The sequence below is a fragment of the Candidatus Chloroploca sp. Khr17 genome (assembly GCF_004138165.1).
Classification (GTDB): Bacteria; Chloroflexota; Chloroflexia; order Chloroflexales; family Chloroflexaceae; genus Chloroploca.
Genome location: NZ_RYFF01000009.1, coordinates 29,964 through 45,312, shown reverse-complemented (window position 1 = coordinate 45,312; position 15,349 = coordinate 29,964). Strand labels below are relative to the sequence as shown.

Genomic DNA, 15,349 nt, shown 5'->3' with positions numbered 1-15,349 from the left:
CCAGACCCTGTTATTGGTTCCGTGTTGGCGACGAAGCCACCAACACGGAAGCCTTGCACGCTTACGCGACGAGCTTGTGAAGCGCCTCAAGGGCGGCGTCATAGTTTGGCTCGGTGCCGGCAGCCGGTACATATTCAACATACTGGATCACGCCAGCGCTGTCAACGACAAACACGGCCCGACTCTCAAGGCGGAAGGCCTGCAGGTAGGTGCCATAGCTCTGCGCGAAGCTCATTGCCTGGTGATCCGAGAGCGTCTGGATCGTGTCGGCCCCAGCACTGCTGCACCAACGCGCCTGCGCAAAGGGCAGATCGGCGCTAACCGTGATAAAGTTGACTTTGTCGCCAAGCGTCGCGGCAGCTTCGTTGAAGCGCAACGTCTGCTTGTTGCAGACACCGGTATCAAGCGACGGTACCACACTGATGACAAGCGGCTTGCCAGCAAAAGCGGCCATCGTCACTGGCTTGAGTTTGGCATTCAGCAAACTGAAATCAGGCGCAGCATCACCCGGCTTCAACTCGGGGCCAAACAGACTTTGCAAACCAAAAAAATTAAAAGCCTCGGGACGTTCGATCATAGCAGTGCTCCTTAGATACCTAACACGTAGCTTTCGTTACACTCCTGATTGTAGATGCTATGCACAGGTTTTGTCAACTGGCAAAGGCTTGGATGGTAGGGCGATTGCATCATACGAAACCGGAGACAACAAGACGCGCTCTCAGGGCACCCGCAAGGGGTGCCCCTACGGGCTACAGGCCGACCGGGCCGTCGTGGTGGTGTGCGCGGCCCCGGCGCAACCCGGCGGGGGCCGGGCCCGGTGTACGAGCACCCCTTGCGGGTGCCCTGGCGGGGTGCATACACGGAAGACGCAATCGCCCTGGCTTGGATGGTACATGTTTTCGCAATCCGGTGAACACCTATGAACATCTTAGATCCAACGGTAACGGCAGTTGTGCTGGCTGGAGGAGCGAGCAGGCGCCTGGGCACCGACAAGCGGCGGTTGCGGTTGTGGGGTGACGCTGGGCCAACCCTGCTCGAGCATACGCTCGCGGTGGTGGCACCGTTGTGTGCCGAGGTTGTCGTGGTCTTGAACGATGCCTCGGCCTGGCCTGACCTGAAGGTGCGCACGGTATCTGACATCTATTCTGATGGTGGTGCGCTGGGTGGCATCTACAGCGGTCTGCAGGCCATCACCACACCCTACGCACTCGTCGTGGCCTGTGATATGCCCTTGCTCAACCAGACGCTGCTTGCCGCCATGCTGGCCTGGCCGCGCAATTATGATCTGCTCGTGCCGCGCCACGCCACCTCAACCACGACGCGCAACCTGGCCGGCTTCGAACCACTCCACGCGATCTATCGCCGTACCTGCCTTGAGCCAATGCGCCAGGTGCTTGAAGCAGGGCAACGGCGCATTATCGATGTCTATCCTCGGCTTGACGTTATCTGCATCGAACCAGCGTTCTGGCAGCGCTATGACCCCGCTGGACAGAGCCTGCGGAGCCTCAATACACCACCCGACCTCGCCGAGCTTCAGGCCCTTATATGATTTTACATCAAATGTAGTTGATTTATAGTTGCCGTCGCCGTGAACGGCTCGGCTTCACCTGCAAAGGCCACCTTCGTGGCCTGAGAGGCTGGCTGAAAAGGGTGTCAGCATTAGTTTTCTGACATTCCTGGGTGCGCGGGCGGCTCGCCCGCTGGTGGTCGCGAAGCGGGCGGGACGACCGCGTACCCAGGGTGTAGCAACATCAGAAACTTACGTTACAGACTACTTAGTAGTGTGTCAACGAAGGTTTCTGCTCTGCGCAAGGTCTTGTCATGCTGAGCGTCGCGAAGCATCTCTGCCGGAATATGCAAGCGCCCTAGCGCCTGCACCTCCCCCTATACAAAAGCCCGAGCAGCCTGTATAATATCAATATCAGTTGATGTAAGTCTTACAGGAGGCACAACATGCACTACCCTTTGCGCATTCTCTTTCTCTGCACGCACAATTCGGCGCGTTCGCAAATGGCCGAGGCGCTGACCCGCACGATGGGCAAAGGTGATTTCGAGGCGCATAGTGCAGGCAATGAACCAAGCGGCATCCATCCCCTTGCAATCAAGGCGATGCAAGAAGTAAACATTGAGCTCATCGGGCAACGGAGCAAGCACGTCAGCGAGTATGCCGATCAACTGTTTGATGTCATCATCACCGTCTGTGATCGTGCGCGTGAAACCTGCCCGACGTTCCCTGGCGAACCCGAGTTGGTTCACTGGAGCTTTGAAGATCCGTCGTCAGTCGAAGGCGACGAAGAGACGCAACTCCGCGCTTTTCGCAATGCCCGTAACTTTATCCGTGACCGCCTGAGCCTCTGGCTCTTGAATAAGCGCAAGCTTTTGCGGGAAGCAGGGTATAACGTGGTTGTGTGATCCTACGGTTTGCTTCGGAGTGCCGGCTTTAGCCAGCTCATAGCTTTTACGCATGACATCAGGGAGTGCTAGGGCGATTGCATCATACGAAACCGGATACAAAAATACGCTCTATCAGGGCACCCGCAAGGGGTGCCCCTACCTATCAGGGCACCCGCAAGGGGTGCCCCTACCTATCAGGGCACCCGCAAGGGGTGCCCCTACAGGCCGGACGGGCCGTCGTGGTGGTGTGCGCGGCCCCGGCGCAACCCGGTGGGGGCCACGCCCGATGTACGGGCACCCCTTGCGGGTGCCCTTGGCGGGGTGCATACACGGAAGATGCAAGCGCCCTCCCCCCGCTGGGCAGGCGCGCCGGAGCGAAAGATCTGTGAGGTCTGGTCAAGCGGATTCATTTACGCCAAAGGCAGCACCCAGATCCAGATCGTGGTCGCAATCGCCACCGTCCCGGCGATGACCAGCAGGTGGAAGATCTCGTGAAAGCCAAAGATCGTAGGAAGCGGGTTGGGCCAGCGGAAGGCGTAGATCAGCGCGCCAATGGTGTAGGACAAGCCCCCGGCGATCAAGAGCAGGACCGGCTGAAAGGAGATGGCCTGCACTATTTGGGGAAGGAGAATCAGGGAGATCCAGCCCATGCCGATGTAGAGTAAGATTAACCCCCAACGCGGCATACGGAGGGTGAAGAATGACGCCGCCGCCCCCACGAGCGCCAGAGTCCAGATGAGCACCAGCATAGCAATACGCATTGTGCCATCAAGCACGATAACCGCAATCGGCGTATAGGCACCAGCGATGAAGATAAAGATATTCGCGTGATCAAACGTGCGCCAAAAGATGCGCTGGCGCTCAGGCCAGTTGCCGATATGATAGATGGCGCTGACGGCATAGAGTAGGATCATGCTCAGCCCAAAGACCAGCAGCGCAAAAAAGCGTGGGTAATCGCCAAATGTCTGGATCAAGAGGATGACCGTGGCAATCAAGGCGGCGACGGCGCCGGCGGCATGCGACCATCCGCGCAATAATGGCTTGGGTGAAGATAGCAGTGATTCTCGTGATGACATAGTTCTTTCCAACACAACAGCGAAGCAACGAACACGCTTACATTGTAGCAGTCATCGTGGTGGGAGCAAGGGCGCATTGCCCTCAGAGGTGTGCGGAAGGCGGAAGCCGAAGGCATCGTGACCAGCCTGTTCAATGAACGTTACATTGCGCCAGACGTGCCTGCAGTGCGGGTGCCCGCACAAACCACGCGGCAGACGGTATGTCTGTGAGGCTGTCTGAAAAGGGTGGCAGCATTGTTCGCCACCACGTGGTGTGCCCGTGGAGTGCCGGCTTTAGCCGGCTAAAGCCGGCACTCCAGAGCAACCCGTCGAGTTTTCAGACAGCCTCTGTGGGCCGTGTGGTTTGTGCCGGCATCGCGACGGGGTGGGCGCGGTCAATATCCTGTCGGTGCAGCAGCACGGGGAACCGGGGCGAAGCAGAGTGTCACAAACACATATCCCTATGCTGAAACCTTGCCTACCGATATTTCTCGGCCCGTACAATCGTCGCATCGAGGACGTAGGCAATCACCGAGTATGTGTTGAAGTAGCGTTCCTGCAAATGCTGAAGAATGCGGGCGGCCACATCATCGGCCACGAGCGTTTCGATCCGCACTTGCGGGCCATCCTTGAATTGCTCGCTGATCCCGGTGGAGCCATGACCGTGGACTTCACTGATCGTGTAGCCTTTCGCCCCCAGTTTGAGGAGATCATCGATGATGCGATTACGTAGGAGTCCTTCAGCCACGATCGTCACAAGCTTGATGGTAACGGTATTCATGCGATATCCCTCACGCTTATACTAGTCAGACATAATCGCCACTACAGTAACAGGCCGTTCAATATGTACAAACCTTCCCACGAGAGATGATGATACCAAAGACTGAGCTCTCTTTGAGCTTTAGCCACTCAAAGCCTGAGCAAGTCCGATGAAGAGTGGTATTGCCAAGGCCAAGGCAATTGGTGTGCCGATACCTGTCGATGCGCCAATGTAGGCAGAGGGATTAGCCGAGGGGATACCGCCTCGTAACGTGGGTGGCCCTGAGATATCTGAACTAGAGGCGGCAATGACAGCCAGAACGACAACCCCGCCAAGGCTGAAGCCTGTTGTGTAGTGGGCAATCATGCCAAGACCGAAAGCGATGAACCCATGCAAGAGTGGTGCGACAGCAGCATACAGGACATACCACTGACCCACCTTGCGCAACTCGCCGAGCCTTGCCATGGCGTCCATACCCATGATCAGCATCAGGATCGCAAGCAGACCGCGAAAGAGGGGATCAAAGAAACTCTCATAGACACTTTGCGGTTGGGTGAAGAGCCCCAAGGCAAGGCCAAGCAATAGTGCTGATAGGGCAGAGCCTTGCAGGCTTTCCTTGATGATAGGCCAAATCTGAACAGGCTCGCCCTCGACGCCACTGGGCTGATCCTGTGCGGCACCGGGGCTCTTCTGCTTGCTGATATGCATGCGAGCCAGGACGATCGCCGTCACGAGCGCTGGAATATCCATAAAGGGATAGAGTGCGGCAGCCCAAGGTTCATATGCTATGTTTTCCGATTCTAGTAGTGTCAGGGCGGCGGCAAGGGTAGAGCCACTCACAGCACCGAACAAGCCAGAAGTCGCAATCGCGTCTACGACTTTGACGTTCGGCAGCAGGGCCAAGGTGTAGCGCCCGATGAACACGATCAGGATGCCCATTAGCATGGCAAACAGCGCGGGCAACACCATCTGCGCCAGATCGGCATTGCGGATCGCAAGGCCGCCACTTAGGCCGACCTTAAGCAGCAGCATGAAGACGATGAACTTATAGATCGCATCTGGAATTTCCAATCGGCTCTTGAAGGCAGCAAGCACCATACCACCAATGAGAAAACCGAGGGTCGGCGACTGTAACTTTTCCAGAAAGAGCGCCAAAAAATCCGACAAAAAATTCACGCTATTCTTCCTCCTTATCGGGATCATGTACCTGCCGCTGCCGTAATATACGAATATAATATTACGAAATAAATATCGTATAAACCGTGCAACGGGTAGTCATTTCCTACCCCTTCGGAGAGGTTCAAGCAGACGAGTCATCCGTGGTTTGCGTCTAACCGTGTATGATGTTCTGTTATATCTTGCCGCAGGTATGAGTATTTCAAATGACAGTTTGCGCCCTACGTAGTGGGAGTGCCGACTTCAGTCGGCTGAGGCCGACTGAAGTCGGCACTCCCACTGTCATGCTCAAAAGCTCTTTTTGAAACCTTGTCTTAGCGTCGAGTGAGGCTCGCTGTCGTCGGATCATAGCGGAATTGATCGATGGTGCCTGCTTTGATTTTTTCCAGAGTTGCTTCGATCACGTCCAAGGGCACAAGAAACCATTCGCGTGGTTTCACGGGCAAACCGAAGCGATCGTGCAATTCGAGATCTAGGCGGGCATTGCCGAAAAACTGGTGCAGCAGCGCTTCAAGGTGCGTGGGTTTGAGGTTTATCAGGGTGAAGGTTGCGACGATTTCGACGTCCGCGAGCAGGTAGGTTGGGTCGTGCCTGGCATTGGCGAGCCGGCTTTTCACGTCGCCTCCGGTCACGCCGATTTTGTGAATGACTGCCCGGTTTTGCGCAATGAAGGGATGCTCCGATTTGCTTCTGAGCACATAGATTGAGCCGGTCGGGGCGTCGTCGGTCGAGGCAATGCTTGCGAAGAGCGGGCCGAAATCTGGTTCGGTAATGCGTCGGCTGGCCTTGTCTTTGTTCAAGGCTCGTTGCAGGGAGCGCAGCAAGAGATCGCTTTCGGTGGCGTTGTCGTAGATCACCCGTAGCCTGCGGTCTGGGCGGCCATGATCACCAACAAATAATTCGCCCATCGCGGCGACGATCAGCTTCTGCCCGTCGAGGATAAAGAGTTGGCCTTGCTGAACGGTCGCGTTGTCCTGATATTTCACCGTTTGTCGTTCGCCGGTCGCTAATTGTTGTTGCACCTGGTCGAAGATCGGCTTGAATTGCGCAAAGTCTGCGCAGGCCGTGCGTTGGGCAATTTCCTCGGCACTTTTGATCTCTTCCCGCGTGCGCACGTGTACGAGGCGCGTGATGTCGCTCGCTGTGGCTGTCTCAATGGCCAGGGAAGCCAGAAGTTCTTCATCGCTCAGTGCTGCTGTTGGCGTCAGGTTGGCCCCCTCGCCGGCAGCTAACAGCCCGCGTGAGTCGCGTGCTTGCAAAAGTGCGCGGCATTCCGCTAATTCGCGCAACCGGTCGAGCCGCACCGCGTAGAGCCGCTCGAAGATATCGCGGTCTTCGCCGTGCTGCGGCAGCCTGCCATGGGTTGCCACAAAGCGCTCGATCTCTTCGAAGCCCGCGATGATGCGCTCTTCGCGGGCAGAGTGTACGTTGCCTTGTTCGGGCGCAGTGTCTATGCCCAGTTCGCCTAACAACGCCAGATCTTCATCTGTGATCTGTTCAGGCATTGCTGCCCTCTTTTGCTTTGCGTTGGAGCAAGGCGACCCCTTCGGCCATGCGTTTTTCCCAGGGATCGGCCGCTGTCAGCGAGGGCAACCGACCGCGCTCCTGTTTGAAACGAAGGGCTCGCTGTGCCAATGCCCGTGCTTCGTCCAACGTAAGGTTGATGCGTCTGGCGGCGATGACTTCGGCGACTTGCTTGAGCCGTTCTTCGCTCATGGATTTGGCCAGGATCGCATAGGCTTCGCCAAATGGATTGATATGATCGATTAAATCGATATCGAGTTCAGTGACGGATAAGGCGAACTTGCGCACGCCGTCGATCAGTGCGGTATTGCGCGCTGCCTCGCCGGGTTCGCCGGGGTCGTTGTTCAAGGTGTTTTTGGCTTGTTGCACGACGTTGAGCGCGGCAACCGCGTGCTGGCGGATGGCTTCTTGATCGTACTCTTCAAGATGCGCGTACCGTTCTTTGATGATTTTGCCCATGCGCACCTGGGTTAGTTCTTCCGGCACCACTTCCTCATCAAACAGGCCACGTTCAATCGTTGGCTTGTCCTGCACAAAAGCGGTGATCAGTTCGGTCAGATCCTCGCGGCAGATGCGGGTGGCCTCTGGGCTTTTTGGTTCAGCCAGCCCCTTGATCTCAATTTGAATGAGACCTTGTTCGGCATTGATGCCCACATTCGCTTGATCAGGGTTATAGCCGCCTTGCCCGTAGTCGAAGCCAGGCGTCGGCTCATTGCTCGGATGTTTGGGTTTGAACTCGAAGCGCGGCGCGAGCACCTGTTCCATCAGCAGGCTGGCCGCAATTGCTTTGAGCGTATCGTTCACCGCTTCGGTAACGTCCGTTTCGGTCGCATCCGGCTCGGCAATCAGGTTGGTGAACCGCGCGCGCGCTTTGCCGGGCGCGTCGCGGGTGGCGCGCCCGATGATTTGGATAATTTCGGTCAGGCTCGAACGGTAGCCGACCGTCAGGGCGTGTTCGCACCAGATCCAATCAAAGCCTTCCTTTGCCATGCCGAGCGCAATAATAAGATCGACGTGATCGCGATTGTTTTTCTGGGCGGGATCTTTGAGCGCAGCGGCGACTTTGTCGCGCTTGGTTGGATCATCATCCACGAGGTCGGCGATCTTCAGGAGCGTACCGGCGGCAGTTTTGACGATCTGAAATCCGGTCGTTGGATCGACGCCCTGCCACGCCCCTAGTTCGTTGATGATGTGCTCGACCTCGCGAATTTTATCCTTGGTGCTTTCACGCGAGTTGACGTTGGGAATGTGTACGATGGTCTTCTCACCGGGGTTCAGCACCTGCAAGATTTCGTCCGTATAGCTGCCCGCGTAAAAGAAGTAGCCAAGGTCGAGTTGCTTGAGGTATTGGTAGCCGTTGAGTTGCTCATAATAGGTGTAGGTCACGGTCTCGAATTGAGCTTCGTCTTCGGGATGCAGCACAGCCTCGGCATCGCCGCGAAAGTATGAGCCGGTCATGGCGACGATATGGGCTTTGTTGCGCGCCATGAGCTGACGTACCTGATCGCCGAGCTTATTATCGGGGTTAGCGGAAACGTGGTGAAATTCATCTACGGCGATCAGCCGTTCGTCGAAGGCAGCGACACCGAACTTGTCGAGGGCAAAGCGGAAGGTGGCGTGGGTACAGACCAAGACGTTGTCTGCGCTCGTGAGGAAGGCGTTGACTGCCTGCACTTTGCCGCCGTTGTCGCCGCCGGGCGCATCGCACAGGTTCCAGCGCGGTTCGACGCGCCAATCGGCCCAAAACCCAAACTGACTCAATGGCTCGTCGTGGAAACTGGCCCCAATAGCTTTTTCGGGCACAACAATGATCGCCTGCTTGAGCCCTTGGTTTTCCAGCTTGTCGAGCGCGATAAACATCAGCGCCCGGCTCTTGCCCGAGGCCGGGGGCGATTTGATCAGCAGATACTGTTCGCCGCGTTTTTGGTACGCGCGTTCCTGCATCGGGCGCATCCCGAGCGCATTTGGGCGGACAGACGAGCCAGCCTGGGCGTACGTGACCGCAACCGAGGGGATCGCGATTGGTTTGCTCATCGGGTCAAACCTTGTGCTGCTATGCGAGGCGCAGCGCGCACCTCGTTGTTTGTCAGAGCCATCCCGCCTCATGCAGCCGCTGCCAGGCTAGGTGGATATGCCGTGGATCGAACATGTGTTTGCGGTTATTCCAGGTATGCACCTTCGTAACGGCTTCTGCTGCGCTCGTTGCTTGTTCGCGTGTCGCTACCCAATGGACTGTCGAGAGCAACTCCATCCCAAATGTCGTTTCAAAGCCTTGGATGATCTCGGCAACCCGGTCGAACCGCTGTTGGGTTGCATTGTGCGCTGCGAGAAATGTTTCGGCTTGCTCAGCAGCATTGGGGTGCAGCTCTAGGTGTTCCAGCAGGCTCAAAGAGCAGCACATCAACTTCTGGCAGCGGCTGAAACGCCTCGATAATCAGTGGCCGCACATCCTCCCAATGCAAGCCGCCGAGTCCACAACCCAACGGAGGGACTGCGATCGAGCGTATCTGCTCTTGCCGAATAAACCGGATCAGGTCTACCAGTCCTGCTTGAATATCTTCAATCCGACTACGACTTTTCCAGTGATTCTTGGTCGGAAAATTAATAATAAAGCGTGGATTACACAGGTGATTGAGTTGATACACAAACATTTTGCCCAATTGAACCTGATGATTCTTGCAGGCAACCGCATATGCTGTAAAGTTAGCGGGAAAGGCTTTGCGGAATTGTAGCGCAACACCGCGCCCCATGACGCCAACACAGTTCACAGTGTTGACGAGCGCTTCAGTATCAGCTTTGAGGAGATCGCCCTGGGTCAGTGTAATCATGCAGCGCCTCCAATTAAAAGTACCAGGTAGGCTCGACCGCTATCGCGGGGCGATGCACACTATTCGCCAAGGCAGCCTGTACTTGCACAGCCATGCTCTGATGAATTATACCAATTTTCTCGATGAGTACCCACGGAAATGCGTCGAACATGAGAAACTCGGCTTGCTTACCGTCTTTGATCTGGGCATCCCGGAAATCGGTAGCGGCAACAGCTTGCCAGTCAATGTCGCTAAGCCGGACGGGATCGCTGTAGAAACTGGTAAGGTAGGAGCTAGCATTGCTTGTGCTGAAGGCCCAAGGGACTGCATGTGCATCTGCCCAAGCGGTGACTCGATGAAAGTCCGCTTGCAGATGGATGATCGGCTGCTGCCCGCCTCGGTAACTAACATCTGGATGATTGCCCATGCGCAGAATGTAGAGCATGATCGAGCGTGGGCAGAAGTAAAACGGTACGTATTGGCCGACGGTCGTGCCAGGGTGTCAGGTGACCCCGATCTCCCGCAGGCGGCGCTGCTTGATCGAGGACATACCGACCAATGCACACGAGAGATTGCTGGCAAGCCGCTTGGCATCAGAGACCAATTCTGCGCTGGTGGCAATGCTGGCGAGGTTGTCAATATGGGTTATGTGATAGATCTTGGGCTCATTAGGTATCGGTGTCATCCCCCTTCACCCCTCGTCGAGTGTTTTGCCTGCCTGAGCCCCCCGGTCTGCCGTGCGGTCATTTTGGTGTACAGGTCAAAGAGTTTTTCGAGCCGCTCGGTGTCGTTTTTGAAGCGGCGACCAATGTAGATCCGTTCCAGCACTTCGTCGTTGCGCTCGTGGGCCTCGCGTACCAGTGGAAATTCGCTATCCATGCGCTCAGGATCGTACATGTCGGCGATCGTCGCCGGGAAATAGTGCTCGCGGGCCAGCAGAATCTCTTCGGCGCAACGGGTCAGGTCGGCTTTGTTTTGCTCCGTCAGCGTCGGCACCGGGAAGGTGTTCCAACCCAGGGTGTTGGAGTAGCGGTATCGGGTCTCTAGCTTGCCACAGACGGTTGCAATCCAGACTAGGTGCAGGCGTGAGGCGATCAGGGCCATGTTCCAGAGCGGCGCGTCGTAAAGGGCGAAGGCTTCGCTTGTTACTGTACTGTGACTATCAATAAGTCCATTTGGCAAGAATGGACGGTTTTCGGAAGATGTGCGAGGAACAATTATTGTCCAGCATTTCCCAATATTCATCTCACGCATTTGGTGGGCACGGGCAGCCATTGTGTTCGCACTCTTGTCACGACTCGCCAGTCGCATTGTGCGCACGCCTTCAATGCGCTGACGGATCGGCTCGATGGCTAATGCCGGATCAAGATGTGCTTCATCAATCCACAGGCAATACCGGGGTAGACCTCGAATAAATTCGGCTGATCCATAAATCCGCCGAATCAAACTTTCGCGTTGTTCTTTGGTAAGGCCAAGCATCTTCACCTCATCAGTGGAGAGAAGCAAGTTTCCACCATCAACGGGTTTGTTGCCAAAGCTCATTTCAAAGAGAGCACTCAACGGCTTCGACGCTTTTTCAACAATAATGTTGGGTCCAGCTACCAAATAAGCGTTTATGTTCGGGGCTTCCTTGGCAATCGCCTCACCGTTGTCCGCAATGGAAATCAACCGCCGCATCTTCTCGGCGTGATTGGAAATGCCCACGATCACCACCGTCACCCCAGCATTGTGACTCGCAAGATTCGCCCATTTAAAACTGGTATGCGCGAACGCGATTTTATGTCCCATCGCAAAAATCAGCGGCCAGAGGATTGGCACCTGTTGCCCTTGACAGATCGAGTTGGTAGACACAAACGCCGCAGCAGATTGGGTCTGTGTACCATAATCTACTGCTTTCATAAACCAGCCTGCCACATAATCGAGTGATTTCCACGTTTTTGTGCGCCCATCAAAAATACGTTTTAAATCTTCCTTTTGCTCTTTCGATTGCCATGTTGAGCCAACATACGGCGGATTCCCACAGATATACGTCTCGCCGCCCTCATTTTCAAAATCAATCTCGACCTGGTCGAGCGGTGTGCTGAAGAGATCGTTCGCATAGAGCTTCACGCCGGTGCCGGTGGGTGGGCAGAGGCTCAGCCAGTCTAGGCGCAGCGCATTGCCGCAGGTGATCCAGTTTTCGGCTTTCAGCGGCAAAAACTCAGCCAGCGCCAAGGTTGGCCCGCGATACAAAACATCGCACTGATATTCGGCAATGATCAGCGCCAGGCGAGCGATTTCGGTGGCAAAGTGGCGCAGCTCAATACCGCGAAAATTGGTCAGCGGAAGGTCAGACCGGCGCGCGGGTTCGCCACGACGACGGTTGATCTCCGCCTCGATCGCACGCAGCTCCTTGTATGCAATCACGAGGAAATTGCCCGAGCCGCAGGCCGGATCGAACACACGAATGCGCGCGATACGCTGCCGCAGATTCAACAGCTTGCGACTGTTATCCCCAGCCGCCTCCAACTGTTCGCGCACATCATCGAGGAAGAGCGGATGCAGCACCTTGAGAATATTCGGCACGCTCGTATAGTGCATGCCCAGCGCGCCACGCTCCTCATCGTCGGCCACGGCCTGAATCATCGAGCCAAAGATATCGGGGTTGATCCTGGTCCAATCGAGCGTACCGACATGCAGCAGATACGAGCGCGCAATCTTGCTAAAGCGAGGCACCTCCACGCTCCCCGAAAAGAGACCACCATTCACATACGGGAACGCATTGGCCCAGGGGCGAAAGTTGCCAGCCGCCCGGTCAATGCGCGACGTACTCATCGCACGGAACAACTCAGAGAGCACCCAGTCCGTATTGGAAGAATCGCTGGCGCTCATCTGCTCAATAGTCTTGGTAAACAACTGCGCGCCCTGAAAAATCGTAGTATCTTCGGCAAAAAAGCAGAAGATCAACCGGGCCATGAAGTGATTGAAATCCTCGCGGCGCGCGGCTTGTTCCCATTCTGGATTTTCCTGTAGCAGTTTGACGTAAAGTTTATTGAGGCGACCAGTAGCCTGAATATCAAAGGCGCTTTCACGAATCTGCTTGACCGTCGTAATGCCCGCCAGCGGCAAGAAAAACCCGAAATGCTCGTGAAAATCGGGGTAAGCGCACGCGACCGTCTCGCCATCAACGAGATTTTCGGCTTCAAAGCTTGCGCCGTCGGTAGCGAGAATAAACTTAACCTTATAGCGAGCATTCGCCGGACTATTGCGCAAAGCGGCCAGCGTCGCAGGCACCGCGCCTTCGGGGCACACCATCACATGAATATTATTGCGCTGAAGCACGCCCCCAGGCAGATCGGACTGATTCGAATTGCCACTCTGGAGCTTCTTCAGGGTCGTCTCCTTATTGCCAAACGCTTCGAGAAACGCAAACGGAAACGTTTGCGGATCAAAAGGCGCTTCAGCGAGCCGCGAAACGGCTTCTTCGATTTCAACTGCATTCATAGGCTACGAAGTTTGCTCTGCCCCCGATATCGTGGAGGCAAAGGCATAAGACGGGTAGTTTGACGCAAAGGCGCAAAGGCGCGAAGACACAAAGACGCAAAGGCTTGATGGATTATAGTCCGCGAAGGTGGGCTTGGCAAACCCTGGCGGAGATGTACGTGTTCACATGTGGGGTGCCTGGGAGCGAGGGCGTCCCGCCCTCGCTCCCAGGACACCAGTGAGCCGTTCACAAACGCTTGCTGTATACTTGCACCAAGGCATGTTTCAAACGAGCTTGACCGTTCGCAGCGAAGGTAGCCCCGGCTTCCAGCCGGTGGGGTTTCCTGACCGGCTGGAAGCCGGTGCAGCGAAGGTAGCCCCGGCTTCCAGCCGGTGGGGTTTCCTGACCGGCTGGAAGCCGGTGCTACCAAACGGTCAAGCTGGAAGGCCCGATTCTGAAACATGCCCAAGGCAGAAAAAGAAGCCTGGGATGCAAAGCACGGGTCGGGCGAGGGTTCGGAACGCGCCAGACCGGGGTTGAGGAAAAACAACATGACCAAAACGATCTTCCACCGCATGAAGGCGCTCAATGTCCGTATGGCGGCCAACTATCGGCGCGGCATCGGCCCCACGCGCGTGGTGCTGCTCTTGACTACCACTGGTCGCACCTCTGGATTGCCACGCGTGACTCCGTTGCAATATGAGAAGGTAGACGAGATTTTTTATATTGCCTCAGCGCGCGGCGTCGAAGCGGACTGGTACAAGAACATCCTTGCCAATCCTCGCGTTCATGTGCAAATGCGAGAAGAGGCATTCGATGCCATAGCCGAGCCTGTTACCGACCCGACGCGGATCGCCAATTTCATCGAACTGCGTCTGCGCCGCCATCCGGTGATGATCCGCCTGATCATGCACCTCTTCGATCGGTTACCGTTACGTTTCGACCGCACTGACCTAGAAAGATTGTGCCAGCACAAGGCGATGGTGGTTCTTCACCCTCTGTAGCGGCATGATCGGCGACCCGATCCGCCGCGCTGAGTAGGTGTATGCACCCCCTCGGCGGAATGGGCTTAGTCCGTATCCAACTCCGGCACATGCACGGCCTCATAGTGCTCGACCACCACACCTACAATATCCATCAAGGAGGCCAGGGGATGGCCTTCATCCTCCCCCACGACATCAATCAACGCATCCAGAATCGCCACTAGGCGATCATAATCCTGAACCGTCTGTGGGACAAACAGGAACGGGGCGACCTGGGGCCACACCTGTTCCACGGTGATCAGTTCGCTGGTGGTCATCTAGCTTACTCCTTCCATCGGTCGGCATCATAGTCATCGTGGGTTAGCACCGCCCGAATGTAGATTTTCTGCCGGTTGTAATGGATCGCGGCGATGAGCCGGACGTTGTTCCCAGCAATATTGAACACCGTCAGTTTCCCGACCTGATCGGCACTGGGAAAGAGCGCCCGGAGTTCGACGAACAAGCGCACCGTCGCGGGTTTTAACGTCTGATACCAATGCGCCAAACTGGCCTTCGCCGTGGGATGCTTGGCCGCAAACTCGTTCAACCGCTTGCGGGTAATAATATGCATATACGCCCGTTCTGATCACGCACCAAGCCCTCCCGGATCATCCGGTCGCCATCTTCATTGTAGCCGAGCCGCACCGGTTATGCAACGGCACACCCTGGATGTGGGCAGTGTGGCAGGCATGGGCATGGACATGGGATGAACGCCGCCCAACGCTGAAATAGCCTGCAACTCCGCGATCCAAACCTCTCACATAAGACCAATTCCCGTTGAGGAGGTCGCATTGTCACCCTGAGCGAAGCGAAGGGTCTCGGGCGTCCCGACGGCACAGATGCTTCGCTGCGCTCCTAATGACATCCCTGGATGTTATCGCGGTGCCACTGGCCCGTGGGCCACTTGATACTCAGTATGACAATGCGGGGGTACGAACCGTAATTGGTATAAGGCCATCGCCCACGTAACCGATTGCCTTTGCTGAGGCATTTTCGGTTGCATCGGTGAATGCGAAAAATTCTCTGGTTGGATGTTCGTCTGCGTGCTGCTTTGCGTAGCATAGCACGCACCGAGGTGGTACCTTCATCATAGCTGGGCAACGGTTTACCGCACCATCAGCGGGACATATCAAACCTGCCAGGTGTGC

General features: G+C 56.2%; 13 protein-coding genes and 2 pseudogenes. 4 read left to right on the top strand and 11 right to left on the bottom strand.

Annotation, left to right across the window (positions count from 1 at the left end):
- Window positions 1-61: 61 nt before the first annotated feature.
- Window positions 62-577, bottom strand: coding sequence for a thiol peroxidase (gene tpx / locus EKD05_RS07635; RefSeq protein WP_129671847.1), 516 nt, complete (start codon window positions 575-577; stop codon window positions 62-64).
- Between the two features lie 342 nt (window positions 578-919).
- Between tpx and EKD05_RS07630 the strand changes: the two genes are divergently transcribed.
- Both EKD05_RS07630 and EKD05_RS07625 read left to right on the top strand, forming a co-directional pair.
- A complete protein-coding gene (locus EKD05_RS07630; protein WP_129671846.1) occupies window positions 920-1,549 on the top strand; it encodes a molybdenum cofactor guanylyltransferase in 630 nt (209 codons plus the stop codon).
- A gap of 404 nt (window positions 1,550-1,953) precedes the next feature.
- Window positions 1,954-2,412, top strand: coding sequence for an arsenate reductase ArsC (locus EKD05_RS07625; protein WP_129671845.1), 459 nt, complete (start codon window positions 1,954-1,956; stop codon window positions 2,410-2,412).
- A gap of 392 nt (window positions 2,413-2,804) precedes the next feature.
- Here EKD05_RS07625 and EKD05_RS07620 read toward each other — a convergent pair whose 3' ends face one another.
- The 3 genes from EKD05_RS07620 to EKD05_RS07610 all read right to left on the bottom strand — a co-directional run bounded on the left by EKD05_RS07620 (window position 2,805) and on the right by EKD05_RS07610 (window position 5,385).
- On the bottom strand, window positions 2,805-3,470 hold the full coding sequence (locus EKD05_RS07620; RefSeq protein WP_129671844.1) for a hemolysin III family protein: 666 nt from the start codon (window positions 3,468-3,470) through the stop codon (window positions 2,805-2,807).
- Between the two features lie 457 nt (window positions 3,471-3,927).
- Window positions 3,928-4,230, bottom strand: a complete 303-nt coding sequence (locus EKD05_RS07615) for a DUF3240 family protein (protein WP_129671843.1) — start codon at window positions 4,228-4,230, stop codon at window positions 3,928-3,930.
- A gap of 120 nt (window positions 4,231-4,350) precedes the next feature.
- Window positions 4,351-5,385 carry a sodium-dependent bicarbonate transport family permease gene (locus tag EKD05_RS07610; RefSeq protein WP_129671842.1) on the bottom strand — a complete coding sequence of 345 codons (1,035 nt, stop codon included), beginning with the start codon at window positions 5,383-5,385 and terminating at the stop codon, window positions 4,351-4,353.
- A 55-nt stretch (window positions 5,386-5,440) separates the two neighbouring features.
- Here EKD05_RS07610 and EKD05_RS27145 point away from each other — a divergent pair, with 55 nt between their 5' ends.
- Entirely contained in the window at window positions 5,441-5,614 is a 174-nt protein-coding gene (locus tag EKD05_RS27145; RefSeq protein ID WP_370374887.1) for a DUF433 domain-containing protein, read from the top strand.
- 85 nt (window positions 5,615-5,699) lie between these two features.
- Here the strand turns inward: EKD05_RS27145 and EKD05_RS07600 are convergent, their stop codons facing one another.
- The 5 genes and pseudogenes from EKD05_RS07600 to EKD05_RS07580 all read right to left on the bottom strand — a co-directional run bounded on the left by EKD05_RS07600 (window position 5,700) and on the right by EKD05_RS07580 (window position 13,199).
- Window positions 5,700-6,890: a GIY-YIG nuclease family protein gene (locus tag EKD05_RS07600; protein WP_129671841.1), complete on the bottom strand. Its 1,191-nt coding sequence runs from the start codon at window positions 6,888-6,890 to the stop codon at window positions 5,700-5,702.
- A complete protein-coding gene (locus EKD05_RS07595; protein ID WP_129671840.1) occupies window positions 6,883-8,943 on the bottom strand; it encodes a DEAD/DEAH box helicase in 2,061 nt (686 codons plus the stop codon). Before EKD05_RS07595 ends, EKD05_RS07600 begins: the two co-directional genes overlap by 8 nt.
- Window positions 8,944-8,995: 52 nt before the next feature.
- Window positions 8,996-9,737, bottom strand: a pseudogene (locus EKD05_RS07590) (macro domain-containing protein).
- 13 nt (window positions 9,738-9,750) lie between these two features.
- Window positions 9,751-10,401 (bottom strand): annotated as a pseudogene (locus EKD05_RS07585) (DUF4433 domain-containing protein).
- On the bottom strand, window positions 10,398-13,199 hold the full coding sequence (locus EKD05_RS07580; RefSeq protein ID WP_129671839.1) for a DNA methyltransferase: 2,802 nt from the start codon (window positions 13,197-13,199) through the stop codon (window positions 10,398-10,400). Before EKD05_RS07580 ends, EKD05_RS07585 begins: the two are co-directional and overlap by 4 nt.
- Window positions 13,200-13,730: 531 nt before the next feature.
- Here EKD05_RS07580 and EKD05_RS07575 point away from each other — a divergent pair.
- Window positions 13,731-14,183 carry a nitroreductase/quinone reductase family protein gene (locus EKD05_RS07575; protein WP_165360633.1) on the top strand — a complete coding sequence of 151 codons (453 nt, stop codon included), beginning with the start codon at window positions 13,731-13,733 and terminating at the stop codon, window positions 14,181-14,183.
- Window positions 14,184-14,248: 65 nt separating this feature from the next.
- Here EKD05_RS07575 and EKD05_RS07570 read toward each other — a convergent pair whose 3' ends face one another.
- Both EKD05_RS07570 and EKD05_RS07565 read right to left on the bottom strand, forming a co-directional pair.
- The gene (locus EKD05_RS07570; protein ID WP_129671837.1) at window positions 14,249-14,479 is read right to left on the bottom strand and encodes a hypothetical protein; all 231 of its coding nucleotides are present in this window, start codon (window positions 14,477-14,479) and stop codon (window positions 14,249-14,251) included.
- A gap of 5 nt (window positions 14,480-14,484) precedes the next feature.
- Window positions 14,485-14,772, bottom strand: a complete 288-nt coding sequence (locus tag EKD05_RS07565; protein ID WP_129671836.1) for a type II toxin-antitoxin system HigB family toxin — start codon at window positions 14,770-14,772, stop codon at window positions 14,485-14,487.
- Between the last annotated feature and the right edge of the window lie 577 nt (window positions 14,773-15,349).

What these genes read in the sequence shown, in the direction of transcription:
- EKD05_RS07580 (WP_129671839.1), bottom strand. Translation starts at nt 13,199, where the DNA reads ATGAATGCAGTTGAAATCGAAGAAGCCGTTTCGCGGCTCGCTGAAGCG.
- EKD05_RS07625 (WP_129671845.1), top strand. Translation starts at nt 1,954, where the DNA reads ATGCACTACCCTTTGCGCATTCTCTTTCTCTGCACGCACAATTCGGCG.
- tpx (WP_129671847.1), bottom strand. Translation starts at nt 577, where the DNA reads ATGATCGAACGTCCCGAGGCTTTTAATTTTTTTGGTTTGCAAAGTCTG.
- EKD05_RS07620 (WP_129671844.1), bottom strand. Translation starts at nt 3,470, where the DNA reads ATGTCATCACGAGAATCACTGCTATCTTCACCCAAGCCATTATTGCGC.
- EKD05_RS07615 (WP_129671843.1), bottom strand. Translation starts at nt 4,230, where the DNA reads ATGAATACCGTTACCATCAAGCTTGTGACGATCGTGGCTGAAGGACTC.
- EKD05_RS07575 (WP_165360633.1), top strand. Translation starts at nt 13,731, where the DNA reads ATGACCAAAACGATCTTCCACCGCATGAAGGCGCTCAATGTCCGTATG.
- EKD05_RS07595 (WP_129671840.1), bottom strand. Translation starts at nt 8,943, where the DNA reads ATGAGCAAACCAATCGCGATCCCCTCGGTTGCGGTCACGTACGCCCAG.
- EKD05_RS07570 (WP_129671837.1), bottom strand. Translation starts at nt 14,479, where the DNA reads ATGACCACCAGCGAACTGATCACCGTGGAACAGGTGTGGCCCCAGGTC.
- EKD05_RS07630 (WP_129671846.1), top strand. Translation starts at nt 920, where the DNA reads ATGAACATCTTAGATCCAACGGTAACGGCAGTTGTGCTGGCTGGAGGA.
- EKD05_RS07600 (WP_129671841.1), bottom strand. Translation starts at nt 6,890, where the DNA reads ATGCCTGAACAGATCACAGATGAAGATCTGGCGTTGTTAGGCGAACTG.
- EKD05_RS07565 (WP_129671836.1), bottom strand. Translation starts at nt 14,772, where the DNA reads ATGCATATTATTACCCGCAAGCGGTTGAACGAGTTTGCGGCCAAGCAT.